Genomic DNA, 23537 nt, shown 5'->3' with positions numbered 1-23537 from the left:
GTGGACCCCATCCGATCACATTCCGGCTCAGCTCACCCGGAAGACCGGTCCACGTGCGGTGAAGGGCAGCCGCGCACCCTGCGGAATCAGGTACGCGTGCTCGCGCCGCACCCGCAGCACGTCGCACCAGCCGTCGGTGATGACCAGCACCGGCGCGCCGGGCGGGAAGTCGTCGGCGCGGTGCAGCAGATCGATGCCCGGCTGGAGCACCGTGCCGCCCCGGCCGTGCACCCGCACCCGTTCGGCGATCTCGGTCACCGGCAGATAGCCCGCGTCGTGCGGCGCCGCGTCGCAGAACACCACGCGCGCGGCCGGTACGTCCCGGGCCTCGGCGTAGGAGGCGATGGCGCCGAGCGCCTTGCCGAGCAGCACCCGGCCCATCGAGCCGGAGGTGTCCAGGACCACGCCGAAGGTGCAGCGGGCGATCTCCTCGGGCGGGAAGTAGCGGCCCGCGCGCGGGATGTCGGGGGTGGAGGCCTGCCGCCGCGCGGGGCGCGCATACGTCCGTACCGGCTCCGGGCGGGGCACGAACTCGTCGAACCAGCGGGCCAGTTGGGCGTCCCAGGGCAGCGGCGGATGGCTGAGCGCGCGGATCTCCTCGACCAGGCCGCCGGGCAGGAATCCGCGCTCCTGCCGCTGGTGCAGGTCGAGGCCGTTCGCCAGGCCGCGGCGGTAGAACTCGTCGAGGTCGACGCGGGGTCCGGGCGGGCCGAGCGGGCCGCCGAGGACGTCGCCGACGCCCTTGCCGCGCAGGGTGGCCAGCCGCCGCATGCGCCGCAGGTCGCCGACGATCCGGTCGTAGACCTCCTCGGCGGACAGGCCGGCCAGCTCCCGGTCGTGGAGCAGGCCTTCGGGCATGGTGCCGACCTGCATCTCGCACAGCCAGCCGTTGATGACGTAGTCGCAGGCGACGTTGAACAGGTAGGGGTCGCGGGTGCCGCAGCGGTCGCCGTGGCGCAGCGCGGCGTGCAGCATCTCGTGGGCCAGGACGAACCGCCACTCCTCCTCGTCGAGGGTGCGCAGCGGGTTGACGTAGATCTCGCCGGCCTCGGTGTCGACGGCGGCGATGGCGATGCCGTGCGCGTGGACGAGTTCGAGGTCGGCGACCAGCTTGATGCCGGCCGCGATGCCGCCGAGCAGCGGGTAGGAGGAGACGAACCAGCTCAGCGCCTGCTCCCACGGCCGCAGTTGTGGCGCCTCGGCGTCGTGGGAGTCGCGGCGGCCGCCCGCCATGTCCATCGCCGCGGACACGGTCCGGGTCAGGGCGGTGGCGAACGCCAGCTGGTGGTCCGGGGGCTGCCCGTACCAGCCGTGCCACGGCACGAGCCGCAGGTCCGGCTCGTCGCCCGCGGTGCCGCAGCGCTCGTACACGGCCGGGATGCCGTCCCGGCGCCAGCGGGCGGCGAGCCGTTCCTCGTCGCCGTCGGGGTAGGCGGCGGGCAGGTCGTCGGGGGCGGTGCCGATGGTGAAGCCGAGCAGGAAGCGGTTGACGACGACGCACCGGGCGGCGAGGTCGCAGCGGTCGGGCTGCGGGCGCTCGCCCTTGGCGGCCGGGACGTGGCCGAAGCCGAGGTGGAGGACGGCGTGGGCGAGGGACCAGGCCCACCGGGCCGGTTCGGCGAGCCGGTCCGGGTGGACGTGCAGGGTGGCGTCGGAGTCGACGCGCACCAGCCCGTCGCGCGGGGTCAGTTCGCAGCTCTCCTGGCGGCAGACGCTGAACTCCACCGCCGCGAGCGCCGGGTTGGCCTTCACCAGCCGCAGCCCCTCGGCGAAGGCCTCCGCCGCGAGGTCCCGCTTCTTCGGCCGGGTACGGCTCACCGGCGCGTCTCCACCAGCCGCGGCATGTCCCGCGCCGCCTCGACCAGGAACCAGGAGGGCAGCACCGGGTTGCCGTCGGCGTCGGAGGCGATGACGGTCTGGGCGACCTCGACGGAGATCTCGGCGAGCTGCACGAGCAGCGACTTGGCCCGGTACGCGGTCTGCCGGCCGTTCGCCGACATGTGCTCCTTGCTCGCGGGCAGTTCCTTGACCAGGCGGCCGCGGAAGGAGTCGGCGAGGTAGTACAGCAGGTCGCGGTCCTCCAGCCGGTTCGGCCAGCGGGCGTCGCCCTTGATGATCGCCTCGATGCCGAACCGGCTGCGCACGACCTTGACGTAGCCGCAGAAGGCGGTGGCGTGGGCGGGCGTCAGCGTGCCGTGCGCGAGGACCTTCAGGGTCTCCTCGTCCAGGTCGCGGCCGAAGGAGTGCAGCGCGTCGGAGAGCATGTGCCAGGAGCGCGGCGTGGAGAACGGCTCCTCGGTCTTGGGCGGCTTGGACCACAGGTGGTCGGGCCGGTCGGTGACGTGGTCCAGCACCCACGAGTGGAGGCCGTTGTTCGCGGCCCAGGTCAGCCAGTCCTTGGCGGACGCCTCCAGGTGCACGTGGGTGAGGCGGTTGACCAGGGCGGAGGCGATCGGACGGGCGAGGGCGTTGTCGGTGGCGCGGTTGCCGGCGCCGATCACGATCGAGCCCTTCGGCAGCTCGTAGTTGCCGATGCGGCGGTCCAGGATCAGCGAGTAGAAGGCCTTCTGCACATCCGGCGTGGAGGCGTTCAGCTCGTCCAGGAACAGGCAGTACGGCTCGTCGCGGGCGATCGTCTCCGGCGGGCAGAACACCGACCGCCCGTCCCGGATCTGCGGTACGCCGATCAGGTCCTCCGGGGCCAGCTGGGTGCCGAGCAGACTCACGCTCCCCCACTGCCTCAAGGGCGTGGGGGGACCCCCACCAGGCCCAGCGACTCGGCGAAGTCCCTTACCAGGGAGGACTTTCCGATGCCGGGAGCGCCCCACACGAAGACCGGCCGCACGGTGGCGAGGCCGAGCAGCAGGTCGGGGAGACGGGCCGGGGTGACAGTAACGGCAGCCTGCAAAGCAGGTACTCCTCAAAGGTGTTCGTACGAGTTCGACTGCGAACAGTGTCTGCGTACGACCGTTTTGCCGCACCCGGTTTTTCAGGCCGCCCGCTCCTCGGCCTCCCGTTCCGGCTCCACCGGCACCTCGGGGCCGTCCGACTCGCGCAGCCAGCGGCGCAGGACCCGGTGGACGTGCTCGGCGCCCGCCAGCTCCTCGCCGTCCTCGACCGGCGCGGACAGGGCGACCGGGGACATCAGGAAGGGCCTGCCCTGCGCGCCGCCGAGTCCGCCGTGCGAGCCGATCTGCTCCTCGAAGGCGAGGACTTCCCCGTCGGCCGGGTCGTACATGGAGTTGACCATGATGTCGGCGGTGTGCGGGAAGGAGTGCGTACGCCGGACGGCGTCCGCCGCGCCGGGTCCGAAGGGCGCGAGCGGGCCGGGATTGTGGTCGAGTTCGTCCAGCGGGATCTCGGCGCCGAACGGGCCGAGCACGACACCGCCGTGCTTCTCGCTGCGGACCAGCAGGAAGCCGATGCCGGGGTGGTTGGCGAGCGTGGTCAGCAGGGCGGGGTGGCGGGCGTCGATCTCCTCCTTGGTCATCCGGTGGGGGACGTCCGGGAAGGAGACCAGGCCGAGGTTGCCGGAGGCGAGCACGATCGGTTCCGAGCGGCGGGTCGGGCGGTGCTTCTCGCCGCTCTCCTCGACCGGGATGCGCAGCGCGGCCCGCACGGCGGCGCGGGCCTCGGTGCCGCTGTGGGTGCGGCGCGCGCGGCGCGGTACGGGCAGGCCGCTGCCGGCCCGCACCAGGTCGGCGAGGGTGAGGCCGTAGCGGGCGCGGAAGGTCTCGCCGGGGCTCTGGCCGTGGTCGGAGAGGACGACGACCCGGTAGGGGCGCGGGGCGTGCTCGGCGACCTTCTCGATCTGTTCGAGCGCCCGGTCGAGGCGTTCGAGGACCTGTTCGACGTCGCGGCTCGTCGGCCCGGAGTGGTGCGCCACCTCGTCGTAGGCGACGAGGTCGGCGTAGACGGCGGTGCGGCCGGCGAGCATGTCGCCCATCACCGCGGCGACGACGACGTCCCGTTCGACGACGGTCGCGAAGGCGCGGACGAAGGGGTAGAGGCCGCCGCGGGAGACCCGGGGGCGGGCCTTGCGCAGCCGGGCCCGGGTGGACTGGCCGATCTCACGGCCGACCTCGGCGACGAACGACAGGGCGGTGCGCACCGCGTTGGCCGGGTCGGAGAAGTAGGCGAAGTAGCCCGCCCGGGAGCGGTTCTCGCGGCCGCGGCGCCGGGTCGCGATGGACAGCACGAGGGCCTGTTCGCCGGCGCCGCCGCTGAACAGGTTGCCGCGGCTGGCGCCGTCGACGGTGAGCAGTCCGCCGTCGCCCGTGTGCCGCACGGCGCGCCGCTGGAGTTCGGCGGCGCTGGTGGGGCGGTTGCAGACCATCACCTCCCGGTTCTCCTTCTCGTACCAGCGGAAGGCGGGGACGTCGTGGTTGCTGCCGTGCAGGATGCCCAGCTGGCTGGCGCCGGTCTGGCTGGACCAGTCGGTGCGCCAAGGGGTCAGCCGGTGGGTGCCGCGCAGCCAGCGGGCGACGGTCGGCATGAGGTCCTTGCGTACGGCGTCCAGCAGCACGTCGTGGCCTACGCCGTCGAGCTGCAGGAAGACGGTTCCCGGGGTGGCGGGGCAGGGCGGCCGGGTGTTGCGGCGGCGGTCGGCTAGGCGGTACAGGCGGCGCCGGTAGGCGTCGTCGTCGCGTACGGCGAGGGCGGCGCCGGTCGCGGAGGCCACGGCGGACATCACGGCGGCGACCACCACGGCGGTCTCCCAGGCGGCCCCGCCGCGCTCGGCCGGGTTCAGCCGCAGGGCGACCAGCAGGAGGCCGCCGTTGAGGAAGAAGACCAGCAGGCCGAGGACGAGGGCCGGCACGAGCAGCAGCAGCCGCACGAGCAGCGGCCAGACCAGGGCGGACAGCAGACCGAAGGCGCCGGCGCCGAACGCGGCCGTGACGGCGATCCGGGTGGCGCTGTCGCCGTCCGCGGACTGCAGCTGGAAGTCGGGCAGGATCCCGGCGAGCACGAGCATGGTGAGCGTGGAGACCGCCCACACCGCGACGCTCCGCCCGACCTGACTGGCAACCCGCCGCCACCGACCTGCCCGCACGCCCCGCACACCTCACGTCCCGACCCGTCACCCCGCGGGCCTGAACCCACCTTGTCACACAGCCCGGCTTCAGCAGCGCCCCGAAGGGGCGCGGGGAACTGCGCGCCCAGCCACGACGGCGCCGCAGCCGAACCACCGCCCATCCCGGCCAACCCAGCGGAGCGCTCAGCGGCCGTCGTAGCCCGCCGTCGGCATCGACAGCCTGCGGTGGACCCTGGCCTTCATCTGCGAGTCGTACGACGGCTCCTCGCAGCCCACCGTCTCCACCCGCACCCCCCGCCGCGCGCACTCGGCGGCGAACTCCTCGGCGGAGGACAGGGCGCTCTCCAGCACCCGCCGACAGGGGGCCACGAACAGGTCCCTGCCGGGACGTACGCCGTCCCACAGCACGCCGTGGTCGGGACGCAGCCCCCGGATCAGCAGCTCGCGGCTCACCGTGTAGCCGCGCTCGGCGGCCCAGCGCGCGCAGATGGCGTACTGGCTGCGGGAGTCCACCAGGAAGGGATCGGCGTCCAGTTCTTCGAGCGGCGTCAGACTCGCGATCGCCGTGACCCGCACCGGTCCCATGGCGTCCCCCTCACCTCCGGGTTTCAGGCGCCGACACTACTCCTGCCCGTAGGCTTCGGGGGAGTCGCGCGAAGGAGGCAAAGAGGTGCCGGTGGAGATCACCTGGTGGGGTCACGCCACCTGCACGGTCGCCGACTCGGACGTACGCGTGCTCACCGACCCTCTGTTCGCACGCCGGCTCGCGCATCTGCGCCGGCGCCGGGGTGCGCTCCCCCCGCCCGACGCCTGGCAGGCCGACGTGGCGCTGGTGTCCCATCTGCACGCCGACCACCTGCACGTTCCCTCGCTGGCGCGGCTCGCCCCGGGCACGCGCCTGCTCGTGCCCCGGGGCGCACCCCGGGCCGTTCCGGGGCTGCGCCGGCTCACCCATCTGCGGGTGACCGAGGTGCGGCCCGGCGATGTCACCGAGGTGGGCGGACTCGCGGTGCGGGCGGTGTCCGCGGCGCACGACGGACGGCGGCTGCCGGTCGGACGGCACCGCTCCCCCGCCCTCGGCTACGTCGTCGAGGGCGAGGCGCGCACCTACTTCGCCGGGGACACCGGCCTGTTCGACTCGATGGCCGAGGAGGTCGGGCCGGTCGACGCGGCGCTGCTGCCGGTGGGCGGCTGGGGGCCGTACCTCGGGGAGGGGCATCTGGACGCGGGGCGGGCGGCCGAGGCGCTGGCCCGGCTCGGGCCGCGCAGCGCAGTGCCGGTGCACTACGGCACGTACTGGCCGATCGGCATGGACGCGGTGCGCCCCCATGAGTTCCATGCGCCGGGCGACGAGTTCGTGCGCCTGGCCGCGGAGCGCGCGCCCCGCGTGGCGGTGCACCGGCTGGGGCACGGGGAGAGCGTACGGCTGGAGGTGGCGGCGTGAGGTGGCTGGCCGCCGCGTCCAGCGGCATCCCCACGGAGTCGGCCCAGCAGGCGGTGGGGTATCCGACGCTGTTCGTGCTGGTGCTGCTGGGGGCGCTGGTTCCGGTGGTGCCGACCGGCGCGCTGGTGAGTTCGGCGGCGGTGGTGGCGTTCCATCAGACGGCGCCGTTCGCGCTGGCGTTGGTGTTCGTCACGGCCTCGCTGGCGGCGTTCCTCGGCGACGTCACGCTGTACTGGCTCGGGCAGCGCGGGATGGGGTCGAAGAACGGTTCGCGGTGGCTGGAGGCGATCCGCGCGCGAGCCCCCGAGGACCGGCTGGAGCGGGCCCAGGTGAAGCTGGCCGAGCACGGGGTGGCGGTGCTGGTGCTGTCCCGGCTGATGCCCGCGGGCCGGCTCCCGGTGATGCTGGCGTGCCTGCTCGCCAAGTGGCCGATGCGGAGGTTCGCGCGCGGGAACCTGCCGGCGTGCCTGGCCTGGGCGGTGACGTACCAGCTGATCGGGATCCTCGGGGGATCGCTGTTCCCCGAGCCCTGGGAGGGCGTGGTGGCTGCGGTGGCGCTGACGCTGCTCATCAGTGTGACGCCGAGCCTGTGGCGGCGGGCTCGGGCTGCCAGGTGAGGGTGCGGTGCGCGGTGCGGGTCCGGTGGGGGCTGGTCGCGCAGTTCCACACGCCCCTTGGGCAGGTCGGCCCTGCGTCAGTTCTCCAGGACCCTTGAGGCGCCGATCGGGAGGTCCCACAGGTCTTCCCGGGGGCGTCCCGCCTTCTGCCAGGCCGCCCGCACGCGCCGCAGCGGTTCGAGTACGGGTTCCGCCGAGAGGACGAAGGTGCCCCAGTGCATGGGGGCCATACGGCGTGCGCCCAGGTCCTGCGTCGCCCGTACCGCCTCCTCCGGGTCGCAGTGGACGTCGCTGAGCCACCAGCGGGGGTCGTAGGCGCCGATGGGGAGCAGGGCGAGGTCGATGCCGGGGTAGCGGCGGCCGATGCGGGTGAACCAGTGGCCGTAGCCGGTGTCGCCCGCGAAGTAGACGCGCTGTCCGTCGGCGGCGGTGAGGACCCAGCCGCCCCACAGGCTGCGGCAGGTGTCGGTGAGGCTGCGCTTGGACCAGTGGTGGGCGGGGACGAAGTCGAAGCGGACGCCGTGCAGTTCGGCCGCCTCCCACCAGTCCAGTTCGGTGACGTGGGTGAAGCGGCGGCGGCGGAACCAGCGGGCGAGGCCGGCCGGGGCGAACACGGGGGTGTCGCGCGGGAGGCGGCGCAGGGTGGGGGCGTCCAGGTGGTCGTAGTGGTTGTGGCTGATGACGACCGCGTCGACGCGCGGCAGGGCGGCCCAGTCGATGCCCACCGGGGTGATGCGGGCGGGGGTACCGATGATGCGGCGGGACCAGACCGGGTCGGTGAGGACGGTGAGCCCGCCGATCCGCACGACCCAGCTGGCGTGTCCCGCCCAGGAGACGGCGACCGTGTGCGCGTCGACGCGGGGCAGCGGGGCGGGGTCGAAGGGCAGCAGTGGAGCGTCGGCGAGGCCTTCGCGGCCGGGGCGTACGGAACCCTCGCGGGCGAACCTGGCCAGGGCCTTGAGGCCGGGCAGCGGGGCGGTGAGCCGGTCGTGGAAGGTGCGCGGCCACACCCGGCGCTCGCCCAGGGGGCGGGGTTCGGCGAGGGGCGGGAACGGTGATGTGGCGGCCGGGCCGCCGGGTTCCGGTGTGGTCGTGGTCGACTCGGACTGCTGCGTCATCGAGGGGGCTCCCATCGCCGAGCGTCGTCGCGGAGTTCGTCGAAGACCGACGTCACCTGGTTCAACGCGCGTTGCACGTGTGGCAGTTCCAGCGGGGTGGGGTCGGTGAGGCAGGCCGCGCGTTCCTCGTCCGTGCCGCGCAGCAGGTCGCCGGTGGAGAGCCGGACGCGCGGCGCCGCGAGGTCGTCGCCGAAGCGGTGGCCGCCGGGTGCGGGCATGCCGAGCCGGACGGTGAGGAAGTCCTCCAGGTCCTGGGCGTCGCCCACGCCGTGCGCGCCGAGCGCGGTGCGCAGCGGCCCGAGGTCGACGTAGAGGTGCCGGCCGGCCCGCGGGGGCCGGGCGAGGGCGCCCCCGGCGACCACGGCCGCGTGCAGCGCGGCGGCCACGCGCGCGTGCAGGCGTACGGCGGCGGCGCGGCGTGCGGTGACCGGCTCGGGTTCGGTGAGCGCGTAGGTCGCGGCGGCGGCCACCGGGCTCGCGACGCGGGCGCCGAGGGCGGTCAGCACGTCGAGCACGCGCGCGTGCAGGCGCTCGCCGGTGTCCCCGGTGGGGAAGCGGGCGACGGCGGCCGGCCAGCCCGGCGGCAGCAGGGCTCCGGCGAGGTCGCTGACCACGGTGACCCGGCCGGGGAGCATCTCGGCGGGGCTGAGCAGCACGGTGTCGTGGGGGTGGTGCCGGGTGTCGCGCCAGGTCTCGTCGCTGACCAGGTGCAGGCCCTCGCCGACGGCGGCCTCGAGGGTCTCGTGCAGCGCCTCGGGCGGCGCCACGGTGGCGGTGGGGTCGTCGGCGACGGACAGCACCAGCAGCCGTGGGTCGCCGCCCTCGGCCCGGACCCGGCGCACGGTCTCCAGCAGGGCGTACGGGTCCGGCACGCCGCCGGACTCGGCCGGGGTGGGGACGTGGAAGACCGGTCTGCCCAACAGGCGCGCGTACGGCGCCCACCAGGCGGCGCAGGGCCGGGGCACCAGGACGTCGCCGCCGAGCGCCGCGGTCAGGGCGAGCAGCAGGGCGGGCGCGCCCGGCGCGGCGACGGCCCGGTCGGGAGTGGTGGGCAGGCCGCGCCGGTCCCAGTGGCCGCAGGCGGCGTCCAGCAGGGCGGCCGATCCGCCGACCGGTTCGCTGTCGGGGCGGCCCGCGGCGGCGGCGAGCACGGCGGTCAGCTCGGGCAGCACGGGCAGTCCGTCCGCAGGGAGCGGTGGCCCGTAGCGGACGGGGCCGTGGCTCTCCGGTTCCCTCCGCGCCATCCGTTCCTCCGCTTCGCCTCTCCGCTCCTCGGTGGTGCCCGCGGTGCGGATCGTGACTGTCCCTGGGGCTCTGCGTACCCAACGGGCCCCGGACCCATGGCCGTCCGCCGGGATCGTGCCGGTCAGGCGTCCGCCGCGGGCGCCTTGCGGCGCAGCCGGTAGGCGGCGCCGCCGAGCGCGCCCGCGATCAGCACCCCGCCGGTGACCAGCGCGGGGACGGAGTCGGTGAAGGCGCCGCCCTGACCGGCCCGCACCCCGCGCTGGACGGCCGCGCCGGAGCAGGAGTCGCGGTGCGGCTCGGTGCACGGCCGGGCGGTGGCGGATCCGCGGATGACGGTGAACGTCGCGCTCCAGGGCTTGCCCCGGCCTCCCGGGGCCGCCGGGCAGGTGCCGTCGACGGTCCACGCGGAGTCGGGTCCGAGGCCGCCGTCCGGTTCCTCGGCGAGGACGATGCGGGCCGTGCCCCGGTAGGCGGGGCCGGTGGCCTGCTCGTCGCCTCCGGGGACCTTCTGGAGGGCGACCGTGCCCTCCTCGAAGGCCTGCGAGGTGGCGTCCATGGTGGCGGGGGCGGGTCCGCCGAGGGGGGCGCAGGTGACCGAGACGGTGACGCTGCCGCCCGGGTGCGCGGTGGCGGGGCTGACCTCCGCGGCCGGGTCCGCGGAGGCCGACGGTGCGGCGGCGCCCAGTGCGGCGCCGGCGAGAGCGGCGGCGGACAGGGCACGGACGGTGCGGCGCATGGGGTGGGCTCCTTCGGCCGACGGCTCGGGACACCTCGGTCGTGTCCCCCGCCCATCACAGCCCGCCCGACGCCCGCCCGCGCGCGGCCGGACCCCATTAGCGGGAACCGGGACGCCCGTGCGGGTGACACACCCCCTGCGCCGGGTTCGGTCCCGGTCGAGCAGCCCGGCAGGGTCCCGCTTCTCATCGCGGGACCCCGGGCGCCCGCGCCTGCCGGCCGCCGCGCCTGCCGCCCCACCCCCAAGGCAACCGATGACTGCACCGCCGCCCCCGGCCGTCTCGGCCGGGCCTCAGTTCAGCGGCGAGGCAAGGTCCCGCTCCAGCCCGCGGCCCGCTTCCCACGCGGGGCTCCGGGCGCCCGTACGTGAGACACACGTCCCGCGCCCCGAACCCGGTCTCAGTTCAGCAGCGCCGCAAGGTCCCGCTCCAACCCCCGCCCCCGTTTCTCGACGACCGCGGAGGCGACGTCGGAGAGTTTGCGGTTGGTGCCCTGGGAGATTCGGCGGAGGACCGAGAAGGCCGCGTCGGCGTCGCAGCCGAGGACGTGCATCACGATGCCGCAGGCCTGGTCGACGACGGGCCGGGTGCGCATCGCGGTGCCCAGTTGGTCGAGTTCGGTGAGCGCGGCGCGATAGGAGCGGTCCCGGACCAGGCAGCCGGCGGCGAAGTCGCCGAGGGCGCGGGCGGGCCCGTGCGGGGCGTCCTCGAGGGCGCCGGCGCGGAAGCTGTAGAGGCTGAGCGTCACGGTGAGGCCCGAGCGCCGGAAGGGGATCGTGACGCTGGAGCGCACCCCGGCGTCGAGCGCCACGGCCCGGTACTCCGGCCAGCGCTCCTCCAGCAGCAGGTCCTTGGAGTCGACCGGCCCGCCGCGCTCCAGGGCGGCCGGGATGGGGCCGTCCCCGCTGCGCAGTTGTACGGCGACCAGGGCGGCGAGGTCGGGGTGGGTGACGGCGGCGGGCCGTTCACTGGCGCCCTCGGCCACCATGCTGCTCGCGCCGCAGCAGTCGACGGTGCAGCGGGCGGCCTGCTCGACGAGTTCGGACAGCCTTCGCCCCGGAAGGGCGGATTCGGGAGACTCGGTCACCCCGGTCCCCCAGCGGTCGGTGTGCGTGGTGTCCGGCATTGGGCGGTCCTCCTCTCACTGGGCCCCTGCCCGGTCACCCGAGCGGAAAACACCGCTGGAACAGGGGAGAACAAGGTTTGGCCAACGGTTCGCCGTGATTCCCCCCGCGTCGTCTCGGCGACCGTCGGAGCGCGCTAGGTTCAGGGGCATGGCGCAGACGGACGAGTTCGGTGAAGAGCTGGTGGATTTCGTACGCCGCGTCGCGGAGTTGAAGGCGGCACGGTCCGTCTCGGGCGGTGATCTGCCCACCGTCCTCGACGCGGCGATCTTCGAACTCGATCATGTGGCGGATCAGTTGTGGCCGTGGTACGAGCGGCTTTCCGCGGCGGGCACCCCCCGTTCGGCGCCGGCGGACCGGCAGGAGCAGCAGTTGCTCAGGGCGGTGTTCCAGCGCTTCCCGCTGCCCGTGGCGCTGGTCGACCGGGAGACGGTGGTGCGCCGCCTGAACTTCGCGGCGACCTCCTTCACCGGGGTGCGGGCCGGGTACGCGACGGGCCGGCCGTTGTCGGGGTTCCTCGCGCACGCCGACCGGGTCGCGTTCCGCTCCCAGGCGGCGGCCGTCGCCCGCGGCGAGGGCGACCGCAGCCTGGTCGTGCACCTCCAGCGGCGCCCGTCGGTGCCCGTGCACGCCACGCTCGCGGCCGTACGCCCGAGCGGGGAGCCGCGCCCCACGGTGCTGGTGGCGTTCCAGCCCGGCGCGCCGAGCACCCCCGCGGCCACGGGTGAGGGCTCGTCGGCCCCGATGCCCGACCTGACGGAGGCCACCCGGCACGCGGCGCTGATGGACCTGCTGGACACGATGACGACGACCCTGCTGACCGCCCCGCCCGGCGACCGCGAGGCGGTCCTCAAGCAGGCGGCGCAGGTCCTGCACGGCCGCTTCGCCGACTGGGTGGTCGCCGACACCGCCACCGCCCGTACGGCGGTGTTCGCGCCGTCCGAGGCGGAGGCGGCCGCGCTGGCCACCCAGGATCCCGCGGACTGTCCGCTGGTCGTGGAAGCGGTACGCGGCGGCGGTACGACCCTGCAGGTGCGCCCGGAGGACCCGGACGCCTTCGGCCGCACCCCCGAGGGCACCCCCGTCCTCGCCCGCGCGAACGTCACCTCACTGCTGTGCGTCCCGTTGACGGCGAACGGCAGGGCGGAGGGCGTCCTCACGCTGTTCCGCTCGGGCCCGCGCCTGGCCTTCTCGATGGCGGAGGCGAAGGCGATGGACATCATGAGCCGCCACATCACCCTCCGGATGCAGGGCGCCCCGTGAGGGGCGCCCCGCAACGGCCTATGCGGCGTCCCGCAGGACCTGTTCCCGCACGCGCCCGCAGCACCGGCTGATCAGCCGGGACACATGCATCTGCGAGATGCCCAGTTGCTCGGCGATCCGGCTCTGCGTCATGTCCCCGAAGAACCGCATGTACAGGATCGCCCGCTCCCGCTCGGGCAGCGCGGCGAGCCGCGGCTTGACGGCCTCGCGGTCCACGACCGTGTCCAGCGCGGGATCGGCGGAGCCCAGCGCGTCGCTCAGCGAGTACCCGTCCTCGCTGCCGGGCAGCTCGGCGTCCAGGGACAGCGCGGTGAAACTCTCCAGCGCCTCAAGACCCACCCGGACGTCGGCCTCGCTCATGTCCGCGTGCGCGGCGATCTCCGCGACGCTCGGCCTGCGACCGGAGAAGGTCTGCAGGTCCTGTACGGCGAACCGGACACGATTGCGCAGATCCTGCACCCGGCGCGGCACGTGCAGCGTCCACATGTGGTCCCTGAAGTGCCGCTTGATCTCGCCGGTGATGGTCGGCACGGCGTAGCTCTCGAAGGCGTTGCCGCGCTCGGGGTCGTACCGGTCGACGGCCTTGACCAGGCCGAGGGCCGCCACCTGGCGGAGGTCCTCGAAGCTCTCGCCGCGGCTGCGGAACCGTCCCGCGAGCCGTTCCGCCATGGGCAGCCAGGCCTCGACGACCTGGTCACGGAGCGTGTCGCGCTGCTGACCGGGGGGTAGCGTGGCGAGCTTGCGGAACGCTTCCGCGGTGTCGGGGGCGTCGTCGTGCGGGTGGTGCTTCGCGCTCACTCGTGTGGGCATATGCGTCGCAACTCCCTTGGTTGTGCTCTGGGTGGACGGTCACCGGGGGAGCGCGCGCCGAAAGCCGGACGGGCACAGCCGTGGCGACGGTTCGCCGCTCCCACGGACGTGCCTCCTGTCCGAAGCACTGTGCCTTCGCCTGCCCCACGCCCCGGGCGGCAAACCCCCGGGCCAGGTTTTCGGCAGGCTCGCAGGGTGACTCGTAGCGGTGCTGCCCGATCCGTTTCCGTCCGGAGGTTCCGCATGAGCACCAAGGTGTCCGACTACGTACTGCAGCGGCTGCGCGAGTGGGGGGTGGAGCATGTCTTCGGCTATCCCGGGGACGGCATCAACGGCCTCCTCGCGGCCTGGGGCCGGGCGGAGAACCGGCCTGTCTTCATCCAGTCCCGGCACGAGGAGATGTCGGCGTTCCAGGCGGTCGGCTACGCCAAGTTCAGCGGCCGGCTCGGCGTGTGCGCGGCCACCTCCGGACCGGGCGCGATCCATCTGCTCAACGGTCTGTACGACGCCAAGCTGGACCATGTCCCGGTGCTGGCGATCGTCGGTCAGACGCACCGCACCGCGATGGGCGGCTCGTACCAGCAGGAGGTGGACCTGCACACCCTGTTCAAGGACGTCGCCTCGGACTTCGTGGAGACGGTGACGGTCTCCGAGCAGTTGCCGAACGTGCTGGACCGGGCGATCCGTACCGCGTACGCGCGGCGCTGCCCGACCGCGGTGATCATTCCCGGCGATGTGCAGGAGCTGGACTACTCGCCGCCCACGCACGAGTTCAAGATGGTCCCCTCCAGCCTGGACCGCAGCTCCTGGACGGCGCTCCCCTCCGATCAGTCCCTGGAGCGGGCGGCGGAGGTCCTCAACTCCGGTGAGAAGGTGGCGATCCTGGTCGGCCAGGGCGCGTCGGGCGCGCGGGCCGAGGTGGAGCGGATGGCCGAGGTGCTCGGCGCGGGCGTGGCCAAGGCACTGCTCGGCAAGGACGTCCTGAGCGACGAACTGCCCTACGTCACCGGGGCGATCGGCCTGCTGGGCACGCGTCCGTCGTACGAGCTGATGCGGGACTGCGACACGCTGCTGACGATCGGCTCCTCCTTCCCGTACACGCAGTTCATGCCCGACTTCGGCGCCGCGCGCGGGGTGCAGATCGACATCGATCCGCACATGGTCGGGATGCGTTATCCCTACGAGGTGAATCTGGTCGGGGACGCGAAGGCCACGCTGGAGCGGCTGCTGCCGATGATCGACCCGGAGCGCGGGCGCGAGTGGTACGACACCGTGTGCACGAACGTGGCGCGCTGGCGCGAGGTGATGGAGCGGCGGGCGAACCTGTCGGCCGACCCGATCAACCCGGAGTACGTGGCCCACGCCCTGGACCCGCTGCTGCCCGCAGGCGCGATCATCAGCTCCGACTCGGGTTCGGCGGCGAACTGGTACGCCCGGCACCTGACCATGCGGCCCGGCATGCGCGCGTCGCTGTCCGGCACGCTCGCCACGATGGGCTGCGGGGTGCCGTACGCGATCGGTGCGAAGTTCGCGCACCCGGACCGGCCCGCGATCGCGCTGGTCGGGGACGGCGCGATGCAGATGAACGGCATGGCGGAGCTGATCACGGCGGCGAAGTACCGGGATCAGTGGGAGGACCCGCGGCTGGTGGTCGGTGTGTGGAACAACCACGACCTCAACCAGGTCACCTGGGAGATGCGGGCCATGGAGGGCGCCCCGTCGTTCCTGCCCTCGCAGGAGCTGCCGGACGTGCAGTACGCCGCGTTCGCCCGCTCGCTGGGCCTGACCGGGATACGGGTGGAGAAGCCGGAGGACGTGGAGGCGGCCTGGCGGGCCGGCCTGGAGGCGGACGGCCCCGCGGTGATCGAGTTCCTCACCGACCCCGCCGTACCCCCGATCCCGCCGCACGCCACCTGGGACCAGATGGAGGCGACCGCCGCCTCGATCCTCAAGGGCGACGCGGACCGGGCGTCGATGGTCAAGCAGGGGATCAAGGCGAAGGTGCAGGAGTTCCTGCCGGGGCGCGAGAAGCCGTAGGCGGCACCTGTTGGACGGCGCCGAGGGTTCGGTGGTCGGTTCAGTGGCGCCGTGAACTGTTCCACCACGCGTCCCGAAGTCCTCCGGCTCCGGCGATGCGTGCGCCGCTGCAACACCGAGACCGACATCCCGCACGGCGTCATCGTGCACCACCAGGAGGCGGGGTGACTCACGGAGCGGCCGTGGGTCACCCCGCCTCCTCGTCGCGCGGACCACGCGAATGGCGCGTTGACAAGCCCGAGCAGTGAACTGATGATGTAATCAGTAATGCGGAGATGGTCAGAAGAGACATCTCTTCGCGTTTGCACACCATCTCACCAAGGTCTATTTGTGGCTACATGTGGAGTATTGCCACATCCCCCAGGAGAGGCGCCATGAGCGAAAACGCCCTGCATGCGAAGTTCCAGGAATTCCCCGAAGTCGTCCGCGAGAAGGTGGACGCCGCACTCTCGGACGCCAAGATCGCCCTCAAGCTCAAGGCCGCCGAGATCCTCGCCGACAAGGAGGAGATGGCCGAGCACGCCGTCACCACCGCCGGCCGGATCGGCGCCAAGAGCGGTGAGGTGTCCGAGCTGACGACGATCCTGCCGCTGAAGCCGAACGGCGCCGAGCGGCTGCGGAAGTTCTTCGGCCTGGTCGGCGGGAACCTGGCGGGTGCCGGTCAGGTGGGCACCCTGCACAACATGCGGTTCGTGTTCCTCGAAAACGACACCAAGCTGCTGTTCGCGACCGCCTTCGACGGCGAGTGGGACCCCTACATCGACGACTTCGCGACGAAGATCCCCGAGTTCATGGACTATCTGTTCAGCAACGTCGAGGGCTGGCCCGGCATCACCTCGCCGGACGTGAAGGACTTCATCGTCAAGTACCAGGTCCCGGCGGAGGCGTGGTTCGTCGCCCACCCCAACCTCACCGTCGCCGAAGGCCACCGGCTCAAGCGCCAGGAGGCCGCCGTGCAGCGTTTCCTGTCGGACCTGAACTGAAGGCAGGCGCACCATGCCTTCGCCGCTGTTCCGGCGGCTGCGCCGCCCGCCCACCCTGGACCTCGACGACATCCAGGCGACCCTGCTGCGGGCCCGGCCCGAGCCCTACTTCGGCACCCACGCGATCCTGGAGATCACCGAACCGGACGCGGGCAGGGAACTGCTGCGCCGACTGGCGCCGAGGGTGACCTCGGCGGCCCGCTGGGACGAACCTCAGCCTTCCTGGCTGGCCCTCGCCCTCAGCTACCAGGGACTGGTCGCGCTGGGGCTGCCGGAGACCTCACTGGCCTCCTTCCCGGCCAACTTCCGCGCCGGGATGGCCGCCCGCGCCGAGCGGCTGCGGGACACCGGCGTGAACGCGCCGGACCGCTGGGAGTTCCCCTTCGGCACCCCGCGTGTGCACGTGGCCGTCACGGTCTACGCCGCGAGCGAGGACGACTGGCGGGCCGAAGTCGCCGCCTATGAGAAGGAACTGGGCGAAGTCCCGGGTGTGCGGCTGCTGTCGCATCAGGACTTCGCGGCCGACGGGTTCAACGTCTTCGGCTACCGGGACGGCTTCAGCCAGCCGGTGGTCGAGGGCAGTGGCGCCGAACCCCTGCCCGGCGACGGACGGCCCATCAAGGCCGGGGAGTTCGTCCTCGGCTACCCGAGCGAGACCGGTGTGCCGCTGCCCGTACCGGCTCCGGACGTCCTGGGGCGCAACGGCACGTACGTCGTCTTCCGCAAGTACCACTCCCACGTCGCGGCCTTCAACCAGTGGCTGCACGACAACGCCTCCACCGAGGCCGAACGCGAGCTGCTGGCCGCCAAGTTGGTCGGCCGCTGGCGCAGCGGCGCACCTCTCGCCCTCGCCCCGGAGCGCGACACCCCCGCGATCGGTGAGGACCCGAACCGGATCAACAACTTCGACTACTCCGCCGACCCGCGCGGACTGCGCACCCCGCTCGGCTCCCACATCCGCCGGATGAACCCGCGCGACACCAAGCTGACGGTCCTCACCGACGTCAACATCCGCCGCATCATCCGGCGCGGCACTTCCTACGGCACTCCCCTGCCCCCCGACCGCCTCAAGGACGACGGCCGGCCGCGCGGCCTGGACTTCATCGCCCTCGGCGCCCGGGCCATCGACAACGTCGAGTTCCTGCAGAGCGAATGGGTCGGCTCCGGCAACTTCCTGGGCCTGGGCAAGGAGAAGGACCCGATGATCTCGCTCCAGGACAAGGGCGCCTACTTCACCGTGCCCGGGACCCCGCCTCGCCGGGTGCAGAACATCCAGTCCTTCAACACCCTCCTCGGCGGCGAGTACTTCTTCATGCCCAGCCTGTCCGCCATCCGCTGGCTCAGCGGCAACTGACCCCCACCCCGCGCGGAGACACTCCCCATGACCTCGTACGTCCGCTACAGCCCCGACATCGAACAGCCCTTTCCGGATGAGGACGAACTCGTCCGCCAGGTCGTCGCGGCCATGGGCAAGGCCAACCAGCAGGTCGCCGACAAACACCGGCACGGCCTGCGCGACGCCCACGCCAAGAGCCACGGCGTCCTCGCCGGCGAGCTGCGCATCCAGCCCGACCTGCCCGCCCACCTCGCCCAGGGCCTCTTCGCCGAACCGGTCACCTACCCGGTGATCGTCCGCTTCTCCTCCGCCCCCGGCGACCTGCGCTCCGACCAGGTGCCCTTCCAGCGCGGCCTCGCCATGAAGGTGATCGGCGCCCCCGGGCCCCGCGCCCTCGACGACGGCTTCACCACCCAGGACTTCCTCCTCGTCAACCACCCCACCCTGCCCTTCGGCAACATCGCCGAGTACGCCAAACTCCAGGGCATCCTGGAGAAACAGCCCGGCCAGAGCGACCAGCAGCTCCAGCTCACCGGCGCGGCCGCCCGCGTGGCCGCCAAGGCCCTCACCCGGGTCGGACGTCCGCTTCCGCCCGCCGTCGAGACCCTGGCCGCCGCCAACGACCACATCCTCGGCGAGACCTTCCACTCCATGGCCGCGCTGCGCTACGGCGACCATGTCGCGAAGATGTCCGCCGCGCCCCGCTCGGCGAACGTCAGGGCCCTCACCGGCAGCCACGTCGACAAGAAGGCAGGCGAGTCGGCCCTGCGCGACCTCGTCGTCGACTTCTTCGCGGACAACAGCGCCGAGTACGACATCCGTGCCCAGCTGTGCACGGACATCGACCGGATGCCGGTGGAGGACGCCTCGGTCCTGTGGCCCGAGGAACTGTCACCGCACCGGACGGTGGCCGTGCTGCACCTGCCCGCCCAGGACGCCTACAGCGACGCCCGTCGCCGCTACGCCGACGACGTCCTCTCCTTCAGCCCCTGGCACGCCCTGGAGGCCCACCGTCCGCTGGGCTCGATCATGCGCTCGCGCCGCGCCGCGTACCCCGCTTCCAGTGACTTCCGGCACCGCTTCAACGGCATCGAGCCGCAGGAGCCGTCCGACATCAAGGAGCTGCCCGCCTGAACAGGTCCCGACCGGCCCCGGATGCGGCCGCGCGTCGGTCGGGACCCGCGTGCCAGAATGGAGAAGTCCCTTCTCCGTTCTGGCTTCTTCGAGGTTCTCTCCGTGTCCCAGCCCGTCGGCCGTGTCCCCCAGCGACGCAACGCCCGGTCCAACCGGGCTCGCATCCTGGCCACCGCGCGCCAGGAGCTCGGCCGGAATCCCGACATCACCCTCGAGGAGCTGGCCCGCGCCTCCGGCGTCGTACGACGCACGCTGTTCGGGCACTTCCCCGGGCGGACGGCACTGCTGGACGCGCTGGCCGAGGAGGCCGCGGAGGCGATCCAGGAAGCCGTGGCGGTCGGGGCGGGCACGACGGAACCTGCCGATCGGGCGCTCGCCCACTTCACGTTGTCGCTCTGGCCTGTGAGTGACCGCTACCGGATGCTCCTGGCACTGGCCCGAAGGGACCTCGGCATGGAGCGTGTCGCCGGGATCCTGGAGCCCGCCCGGGTCGGGGTCACGGCCATCGTGGAGCGCGGACAGCGGGACGGCGTCTTCCACACCCAGCTGCCGGCCCCGGTGCTGAGCGCCGGTCTGGAGGCGATGACGGTCGCCCTGCTGGAGGAGGTCAATACCGGGGCTCTGGAGGACGACGGCACCCAGGTGGCGGTCACCACGCTCATCGCGGCCGGTGTGCCGGAGAAGCGGGCGCAGATCGTCGTCGACGAGGCGGCCGCCGCCGAGGGGTGAGATCACCCCTGCAGTCCGACAAGACCCCGGTGCGGAGCACCGGGGTCTTCCCATGTCAGCCGGAATCGGGTTCCGGCCTCCGGTGTACGGGGCTCAGACGCCCACGGTCTCGGTCTGCTCCTCGGTCTCCGGCGTCGCTTCCTTCTCACCGTGCTCGACGGTGTGCTTGCGGCCGGGCAGGACGGCGATGACGATCAGGGTTCCGGCGGCCATGATGATCCCGCCGATGAGGCTGGTGTGGGCGATGGCGTGGGCGAAGGACTCGTGCACCGCTCCCAGCAGCGTCTGGGCCTGCTCGGCGCCGCCCTGGGGGTTCTTGGCGACCTGCTCGGCAACTGCGATGCCGCCGCCGACGGAGTCCTTGGCGACGTCCATGGCCTCGGCGGGGAGATGGCCGCCGACCATGTCGGTGAGCTTGTCCTTGTAGGACGTGGCCAGCAGCGAGCCGAGAACGGCGATGCCCAGGGCGCAGCCGAGTTCCAGGGCGGTGTCGTTGGCGCCGCCGCCGACGCCCAGTTCGTCCTCGGGGAAGGAGCCCATGATGGTGTCGGTGGCCGGGGCGAGACTCAGGCCGATGGCGAAGCCGAGCAGCAGCAGGGGCGTGAGGAAGTCGGAGTAGGTCGAGCCCGTCTCGATCCGGGTGAGCAGGAAGACGCCCGCGGTGCCGATCACCATGCCGGTGCCGACCACGGTCTTCACACCCAGCTTCGGGGCGAGCCTGCCGGTGACGGCGGCGCCGACGAACACGGCTCCGGCCAGCGGCAGCAGACGGATGCCGGTCTCCAGTGCGTCGTAGCCGAGGACGAACTGCAGGAACTGAGTGGAGTAGTAGATCGATCCGAAGGTGCCGAAGAAGAAGAACAGCACCGCCATCATCGAGCCGCTGAAGGGGCGCTCGGCGAACTTGCGCACGTTCAGCATGGGGTTGGGGTGCTTCAACTCCCAGGCGACGAAGGCCAGCAGGCCTACGCCGGCGACGACGGCCGCGGCGATGGGGCCGGCACCCCAGCCGAAGTGCGGCCCCTCGATGGTCGCGTACACCAGGGAGCCGACCGAGGCGATCGACAGCAGACCGCCGACGTAGTCGATGCGGCCCATGCCCTCCGCCTTCGACGGCGGGACCAGGAGCAGCGCGCCCACGACGCCGAGGACGGCGACGGGGACGTTCATCAGGAACGTGGAGCCCCAGGCATGGCTCTCCAGCAGCCAGCCGGCGGCCAGCGGGCCCGCGGCGATGGCGAGGCCGGAGGTGGCGGACCAGGCGGTGATCGCCTTGGCGCGCTCAGCCCTCGGGAAGATCGCGACCAGCAGAGAGAGTGTGGCCGGCATGACGACGGCGGCACCGACACCCATGATCGCGCGGGCGACGATGACGAGGTTCGTCCCATCGACCAGGCCGCCCATCACCGAACCTCCGGCGAAGATCAGCAGGCCGAGGACGAGGGCGCCGCGGCGGCTGTACTTGTCGCCGATCGCGCCGAGCACCAGCATCAGCGCGGCGTAGGGGACGGTGTAGCCGTCGATGACCCACTGCAGGTCACTGCTGCTCAGGCCCAGGTCCTTGGTCATGTCGGGGGCGGCCACGATCAGTGACGTGTTCGCCATGACGACGATCAGCAGGCTCAGACAGAGCACCAGCAGGGCCCACCAGCGGCGTGGATAGGGCTCGGTCATCTTCTCGACGGGTGTCTTCGCAAAGAGCGGCATCGTCAGGCTCCTCGGCAGGAGGTGAAGCGGAGGCTTCGGGGTGCGGATCGGTGGGAGAGGTGCAGACGGGGCCAAGAGGAGGCCCGGCACCGGGGCGGTTAATTGCCCACTGATGTGCAGACTAGTTTATTGCCCGCCGGTGTGCAACTATCGAGTCGCCCTCCCCGCCAACCGGAGGTCCGACATGACCCACGCACCCGTCACCGCCGCCCCGGAACGCAGTCGAACCCTGCTCACGCTCGCCCGCATCCTCGAGGCGGCAGGGGTGGTGCGCCGTACGGTCACCGGCCGCTTCAACGGCCGGGCCGCACCCGTGGAGGGGGCTGGTGGCGGAGGCCGCGCAGGCATTGCGGCAGAGGCTCGCGGCCCCTCGGGCGCCGGTGGCGGATGCCGTCAAGCGCGGGAGGGGCACCTGCCAGGGCTTCTCGACCGCGTGAACAGCGGGGCCTGGAGCGATGACGGCACCGGCACCGCGACCGCCACTCCGATCGCGACGGGCGTCGCCGGAGACAGCGCTTCGGCGTGCGTCCACGGGCGTGTCCGGCCCGAGGGCGACGCCGCGTAGGCGCACTTTCCCGAGCACCACTCGAAGAGGAGGAACCATGCATCAGTCCCACCGCGACGAGGAGCAGGTCGGCGAGCCCTACTACGGCGACGGCTCCGCGTGTGCGAGCCCCCCGGCCCGGACCGGACGGCGCACGGTCGTCGCCGCCGCGTCCCTGGTGGCCCTGCTGGTCGGCGGAGTCTCGGTCGACCGGATCGCCGCAGCTCGCGCGGAGAGCCGTACGGCCAAGGCGTTCCAGGACGGCATGGGAACCGCCGATCGGCCATCGGTGCACGTCACCGGATTCCCCGTGCTGACCCAACTGGCCAAGGGCCGTCTGGACCACGTCGACCTCACCGCCCACGACATACCCGCGAACGGCCCGACCCGCCCCCTGCAACTGACAAGACTGACCGTAGGGATGGACGGCCTCAAGACATCGGGGAGCGCCGACGAGGCTCACGCGGACAGCGTCGCAGCCACCGCGTTCCTGTCGTACGCGGACGTGTCGAGCACGCTCGACGTGCAGGTGTCGCGGGGCGACGAGTCGGGCCGGGTCAACGCGACGGCCGGCCTGCCGCTCGTCGGCGACGTGACCGTGAGTACGGCCGTCTCGGCGGCGAGCGGCAACCGCATCTCGTTCACCGACGTCCGCGCCGAGCAGGGTGAACTGCTCCCCCCGCTGAAGTCACTGCTCGACAGGGCCCTGGACGAGCCCATTCCGCTGCGGAACGTCCCCGAGGGACTCCACCTGCGGTCGATCACCACCACCGAGGACGGGATCGACGCCCGCTTCACCGGCCGGTCGGTCACCTTCCGCCCGGACTCGTCATCGAGCGCCTAGGTGTGCTGTTCGGAGAGGTTGGGCAGGGGGCGCCGGGCGACCTCGTGGGCGTCCTCCGCGGACAGGCCCAGCATGCGCAGGACCATCTCGGCGAGGTTCACCGCAGCCTCGTCGCCGTCCACCTCCGGGCGGGCCAAGCGCAGCTCCACCAGCGACAGCCGGGCTCCGCCCAGTGCGGAGAGGGCGACCACGGGGTCCATGGCGGTGAAGCGACCGGAGGCGATGCCGACCTGGAGATCGCGCAGGGCGCGTCGGGCCAAGCCGTTGTCCGAGTGGATGTGCCCGAGGCCGCGGCGGCGCAGGACCTGCGTCAGCTCCGGGTGCGAGTCGGCCATCCGGGCACTGAGCCGGAAGCCGGCCGCGACGAGTTCCGCCGGGTCGTCGATCCCGGCCAGACACTCGTCGAAGGCCTGTCCGAATTCCTCCAGGGCGTCGACCACCGCCGCCTCGAACAACTCCGCCTTGGAGTCGAAGTGGTTGTAGAAGGAGCCGAAGCCCACGTCCGCACGCTCGGCGATCGCCTGGATGCTCGCGCTGGCGTCACCGCTCTCGGCGAGGATCTGCCGGGCCGCTCGCACAAGAGCCCTGCGGGTCTCGGCGCGACGCCGCTCGAACCGGTTGCTGGGCGGGGCTGACGTAGACATCCGCAGAGTCTAACCGTCGGGACGATGGCGATCGCAGTCCTGATGAATTCATCATTTGCTGCCGCGAGCACCTTGACGAAGAAACTCTCACAGTTGATGATTTCCTCATTACGGCAATGTTGCTCGGAGGGCACCATGTCTGAAATCCGCGTCAACGGGGCCGACCTCGTCACGGCCCACCAGAACCTC

Annotated in this window: 20 protein-coding genes and 1 pseudogene; 10 read left to right on the top strand and 11 right to left on the bottom strand. The window is 72.5% G+C overall.

The features are described 5' to 3' along the window. Window positions 1-27 precede the first annotated feature (27 nt). The 4 genes and pseudogenes from ICC28_RS34160 to ICC28_RS34145 form a co-directional block, all read right to left on the bottom strand. Entirely contained in the window at window positions 28-1818 is a 1791-nt protein-coding gene (locus tag ICC28_RS34160) for a DUF2201 family putative metallopeptidase (RefSeq protein WP_188292689.1), read from the bottom strand. After that, window positions 1815-2908 (bottom strand): annotated as a pseudogene (locus tag ICC28_RS34155) (ATP-binding protein). The gene ICC28_RS34160 and the pseudogene ICC28_RS34155 overlap by 4 nt, the downstream one beginning before the upstream one ends. An 81-nt stretch (window positions 2909-2989) precedes the next feature. Further along, window positions 2990-5062 carry an alkaline phosphatase family protein gene (locus ICC28_RS34150; RefSeq protein WP_188292688.1) on the bottom strand — a complete coding sequence of 691 codons (2073 nt, stop codon included), beginning with the start codon at window positions 5060-5062 and terminating at the stop codon, window positions 2990-2992. A gap of 156 nt (window positions 5063-5218) precedes the next feature. After that, window positions 5219-5620, bottom strand: a complete 402-nt coding sequence (locus ICC28_RS34145) for a hypothetical protein (RefSeq protein WP_188292687.1) — start codon at window positions 5618-5620, stop codon at window positions 5219-5221. Between the two features lie 85 nt (window positions 5621-5705). Here ICC28_RS34145 and ICC28_RS34140 point away from each other — a divergent pair, with 85 nt between their 5' ends. Further along, window positions 5706-6479 carry an MBL fold metallo-hydrolase gene (locus ICC28_RS34140; protein WP_188292686.1) on the top strand — a complete coding sequence of 258 codons (774 nt, stop codon included), beginning with the start codon at window positions 5706-5708 and terminating at the stop codon, window positions 6477-6479. After that, window positions 6476-7096 carry a DedA family protein gene (locus ICC28_RS34135; protein ID WP_188292685.1) on the top strand — a complete coding sequence of 207 codons (621 nt, stop codon included), beginning with the start codon at window positions 6476-6478 and terminating at the stop codon, window positions 7094-7096. Before ICC28_RS34140 ends, ICC28_RS34135 begins: the two co-directional genes overlap by 4 nt. Window positions 7097-7173: 77 nt before the next feature. Here ICC28_RS34135 and ICC28_RS34130 read toward each other — a convergent pair whose 3' ends face one another. The 4 genes from ICC28_RS34130 to ICC28_RS34115 form a co-directional block, all read right to left on the bottom strand. Continuing rightward, the gene (locus ICC28_RS34130) at window positions 7174-8214 is read right to left on the bottom strand and encodes an MBL fold metallo-hydrolase (protein ID WP_188292684.1); all 1041 of its coding nucleotides are present in this window, start codon (window positions 8212-8214) and stop codon (window positions 7174-7176) included. Further along, window positions 8211-9458, bottom strand: a complete 1248-nt coding sequence (locus ICC28_RS34125; RefSeq protein WP_188292683.1) for an aminotransferase class I/II-fold pyridoxal phosphate-dependent enzyme — start codon at window positions 9456-9458, stop codon at window positions 8211-8213. The genes ICC28_RS34130 and ICC28_RS34125 overlap by 4 nt, the downstream gene beginning before the upstream one ends. A 122-nt stretch (window positions 9459-9580) precedes the next feature. Further along, on the bottom strand, window positions 9581-10195 hold the full coding sequence (locus ICC28_RS34120) for a hypothetical protein (protein ID WP_188292682.1): 615 nt from the start codon (window positions 10193-10195) through the stop codon (window positions 9581-9583). A gap of 398 nt (window positions 10196-10593) precedes the next feature. Further along, on the bottom strand, window positions 10594-11319 hold the full coding sequence (locus ICC28_RS34115) for an ANTAR domain-containing response regulator (RefSeq protein WP_188292681.1): 726 nt from the start codon (window positions 11317-11319) through the stop codon (window positions 10594-10596). 148 nt (window positions 11320-11467) lie between these two features. Between ICC28_RS34115 and ICC28_RS34110 the strand changes: the two genes are divergently transcribed. Then, window positions 11468-12580, top strand: coding sequence for a PAS domain-containing protein (locus ICC28_RS34110; protein ID WP_188292680.1), 1113 nt, complete (start codon window positions 11468-11470; stop codon window positions 12578-12580). A gap of 18 nt (window positions 12581-12598) precedes the next feature. Here the strand turns inward: ICC28_RS34110 and ICC28_RS34105 are convergent, their stop codons facing one another. Further along, complete coding sequence (locus ICC28_RS34105; RefSeq protein ID WP_188292679.1) at window positions 12599-13390, bottom strand: RNA polymerase sigma factor SigF; 792 nt, start codon at window positions 13388-13390, stop codon at window positions 12599-12601. A 243-nt stretch (window positions 13391-13633) separates the two neighbouring features. On the opposite strand from ICC28_RS34105, the gene ICC28_RS34100 reads away from it, so the two are divergent. From ICC28_RS34100 to ICC28_RS34080, 5 genes are all read left to right on the top strand, one after another. After that, entirely contained in the window at window positions 13634-15427 is a 1794-nt protein-coding gene (locus tag ICC28_RS34100; RefSeq protein WP_188292678.1) for a thiamine pyrophosphate-requiring protein, read from the top strand. Between the two features lie 374 nt (window positions 15428-15801). Beyond that, window positions 15802-16410 (top strand): hypothetical protein, encoded by a 609-nt coding sequence (locus ICC28_RS34095; RefSeq protein WP_188292677.1) that lies wholly within the window; start codon window positions 15802-15804, stop codon window positions 16408-16410. Window positions 16411-16423: 13 nt separating this feature from the next. Continuing rightward, window positions 16424-17764 (top strand): Dyp-type peroxidase, encoded by a 1341-nt coding sequence (locus ICC28_RS34090; protein WP_188292676.1) that lies wholly within the window; start codon window positions 16424-16426, stop codon window positions 17762-17764. A gap of 27 nt (window positions 17765-17791) precedes the next feature. Beyond that, complete coding sequence (locus ICC28_RS34085; RefSeq protein WP_188292675.1) at window positions 17792-18880, top strand: catalase family protein; 1089 nt, start codon at window positions 17792-17794, stop codon at window positions 18878-18880. Between the two features lie 102 nt (window positions 18881-18982). Continuing rightward, a complete protein-coding gene (locus tag ICC28_RS34080) occupies window positions 18983-19609 on the top strand; it encodes a TetR family transcriptional regulator (RefSeq protein WP_188292674.1) in 627 nt (208 codons plus the stop codon). Window positions 19610-19702: 93 nt separating this feature from the next. On the opposite strand, the gene ICC28_RS34075 is transcribed toward ICC28_RS34080, so the two are convergent. Further along, on the bottom strand, window positions 19703-21316 hold the full coding sequence (locus ICC28_RS34075) for an MFS transporter (RefSeq protein WP_188292673.1): 1614 nt from the start codon (window positions 21314-21316) through the stop codon (window positions 19703-19705). Window positions 21317-21500: 184 nt separating this feature from the next. Between ICC28_RS34075 and ICC28_RS34070 the strand changes: the two genes are divergently transcribed. Together ICC28_RS34070 and ICC28_RS34065 are read left to right on the top strand one after the other, a co-directional pair. After that, window positions 21501-21881: a hypothetical protein gene (locus ICC28_RS34070; RefSeq protein WP_223190260.1), complete on the top strand. Its 381-nt coding sequence runs from the start codon at window positions 21501-21503 to the stop codon at window positions 21879-21881. Between the two features lie 37 nt (window positions 21882-21918). Then, window positions 21919-22704 (top strand): DUF2993 domain-containing protein, encoded by a 786-nt coding sequence (locus ICC28_RS34065; protein ID WP_188292672.1) that lies wholly within the window; start codon window positions 21919-21921, stop codon window positions 22702-22704. Here the strand turns inward: ICC28_RS34065 and ICC28_RS34060 are convergent. Further along, window positions 22701-23348, bottom strand: a complete 648-nt coding sequence (locus tag ICC28_RS34060) for a TetR/AcrR family transcriptional regulator (protein ID WP_188292671.1) — start codon at window positions 23346-23348, stop codon at window positions 22701-22703. The genes ICC28_RS34065 and ICC28_RS34060 overlap by 4 nt on opposite strands. Window positions 23349-23537: the final 189 nt, after the last annotated feature.

It is taken from the genome of Streptomyces sp. TRM68416 (assembly GCF_014596915.1).
Lineage (GTDB): Bacteria > Actinomycetota > Actinomycetes > Streptomycetales > Streptomycetaceae > Streptomyces.
Note: the sequence above shows the minus strand (reverse complement) of the source record. Positions and strands in the feature narration are given on the sequence as shown.

Excerpts from the sequence above, each read along its gene's own strand:
- ICC28_RS34085 (WP_188292675.1), top strand. The coding sequence starts at position 17,792 with ATGACCTCGTACGTCCGCTACAGCCCCGACATCGAACAGCCCTTTCCG.
- ICC28_RS34100 (WP_188292678.1), top strand. The coding sequence starts at position 13,634 with ATGAGCACCAAGGTGTCCGACTACGTACTGCAGCGGCTGCGCGAGTGG.
- ICC28_RS34110 (WP_188292680.1), top strand. The coding sequence starts at position 11,468 with ATGGCGCAGACGGACGAGTTCGGTGAAGAGCTGGTGGATTTCGTACGC.
- ICC28_RS34095 (WP_188292677.1), top strand. The coding sequence starts at position 15,802 with ATGAGCGAAAACGCCCTGCATGCGAAGTTCCAGGAATTCCCCGAAGTC.
- ICC28_RS34070 (WP_223190260.1), top strand. The coding sequence starts at position 21,501 with ATGACCCACGCACCCGTCACCGCCGCCCCGGAACGCAGTCGAACCCTG.
- ICC28_RS34115 (WP_188292681.1), bottom strand. The coding sequence starts at position 11,319 with ATGCCGGACACCACGCACACCGACCGCTGGGGGACCGGGGTGACCGAG.
- ICC28_RS34125 (WP_188292683.1), bottom strand. The coding sequence starts at position 9,458 with ATGGCGCGGAGGGAACCGGAGAGCCACGGCCCCGTCCGCTACGGGCCA.
- ICC28_RS34130 (WP_188292684.1), bottom strand. The coding sequence starts at position 8,214 with ATGACGCAGCAGTCCGAGTCGACCACGACCACACCGGAACCCGGCGGC.
- ICC28_RS34060 (WP_188292671.1), bottom strand. The coding sequence starts at position 23,348 with ATGTCTACGTCAGCCCCGCCCAGCAACCGGTTCGAGCGGCGTCGCGCC.
- ICC28_RS34065 (WP_188292672.1), top strand. The coding sequence starts at position 21,919 with ATGCATCAGTCCCACCGCGACGAGGAGCAGGTCGGCGAGCCCTACTAC.
- ICC28_RS34090 (WP_188292676.1), top strand. The coding sequence starts at position 16,424 with ATGCCTTCGCCGCTGTTCCGGCGGCTGCGCCGCCCGCCCACCCTGGAC.
- ICC28_RS34075 (WP_188292673.1), bottom strand. The coding sequence starts at position 21,316 with ATGCCGCTCTTTGCGAAGACACCCGTCGAGAAGATGACCGAGCCCTAT.
- ICC28_RS34145 (WP_188292687.1), bottom strand. The coding sequence starts at position 5,620 with ATGGGACCGGTGCGGGTCACGGCGATCGCGAGTCTGACGCCGCTCGAA.
- ICC28_RS34105 (WP_188292679.1), bottom strand. The coding sequence starts at position 13,390 with ATGCCCACACGAGTGAGCGCGAAGCACCACCCGCACGACGACGCCCCC.
- ICC28_RS34120 (WP_188292682.1), bottom strand. The coding sequence starts at position 10,195 with ATGCGCCGCACCGTCCGTGCCCTGTCCGCCGCCGCTCTCGCCGGCGCC.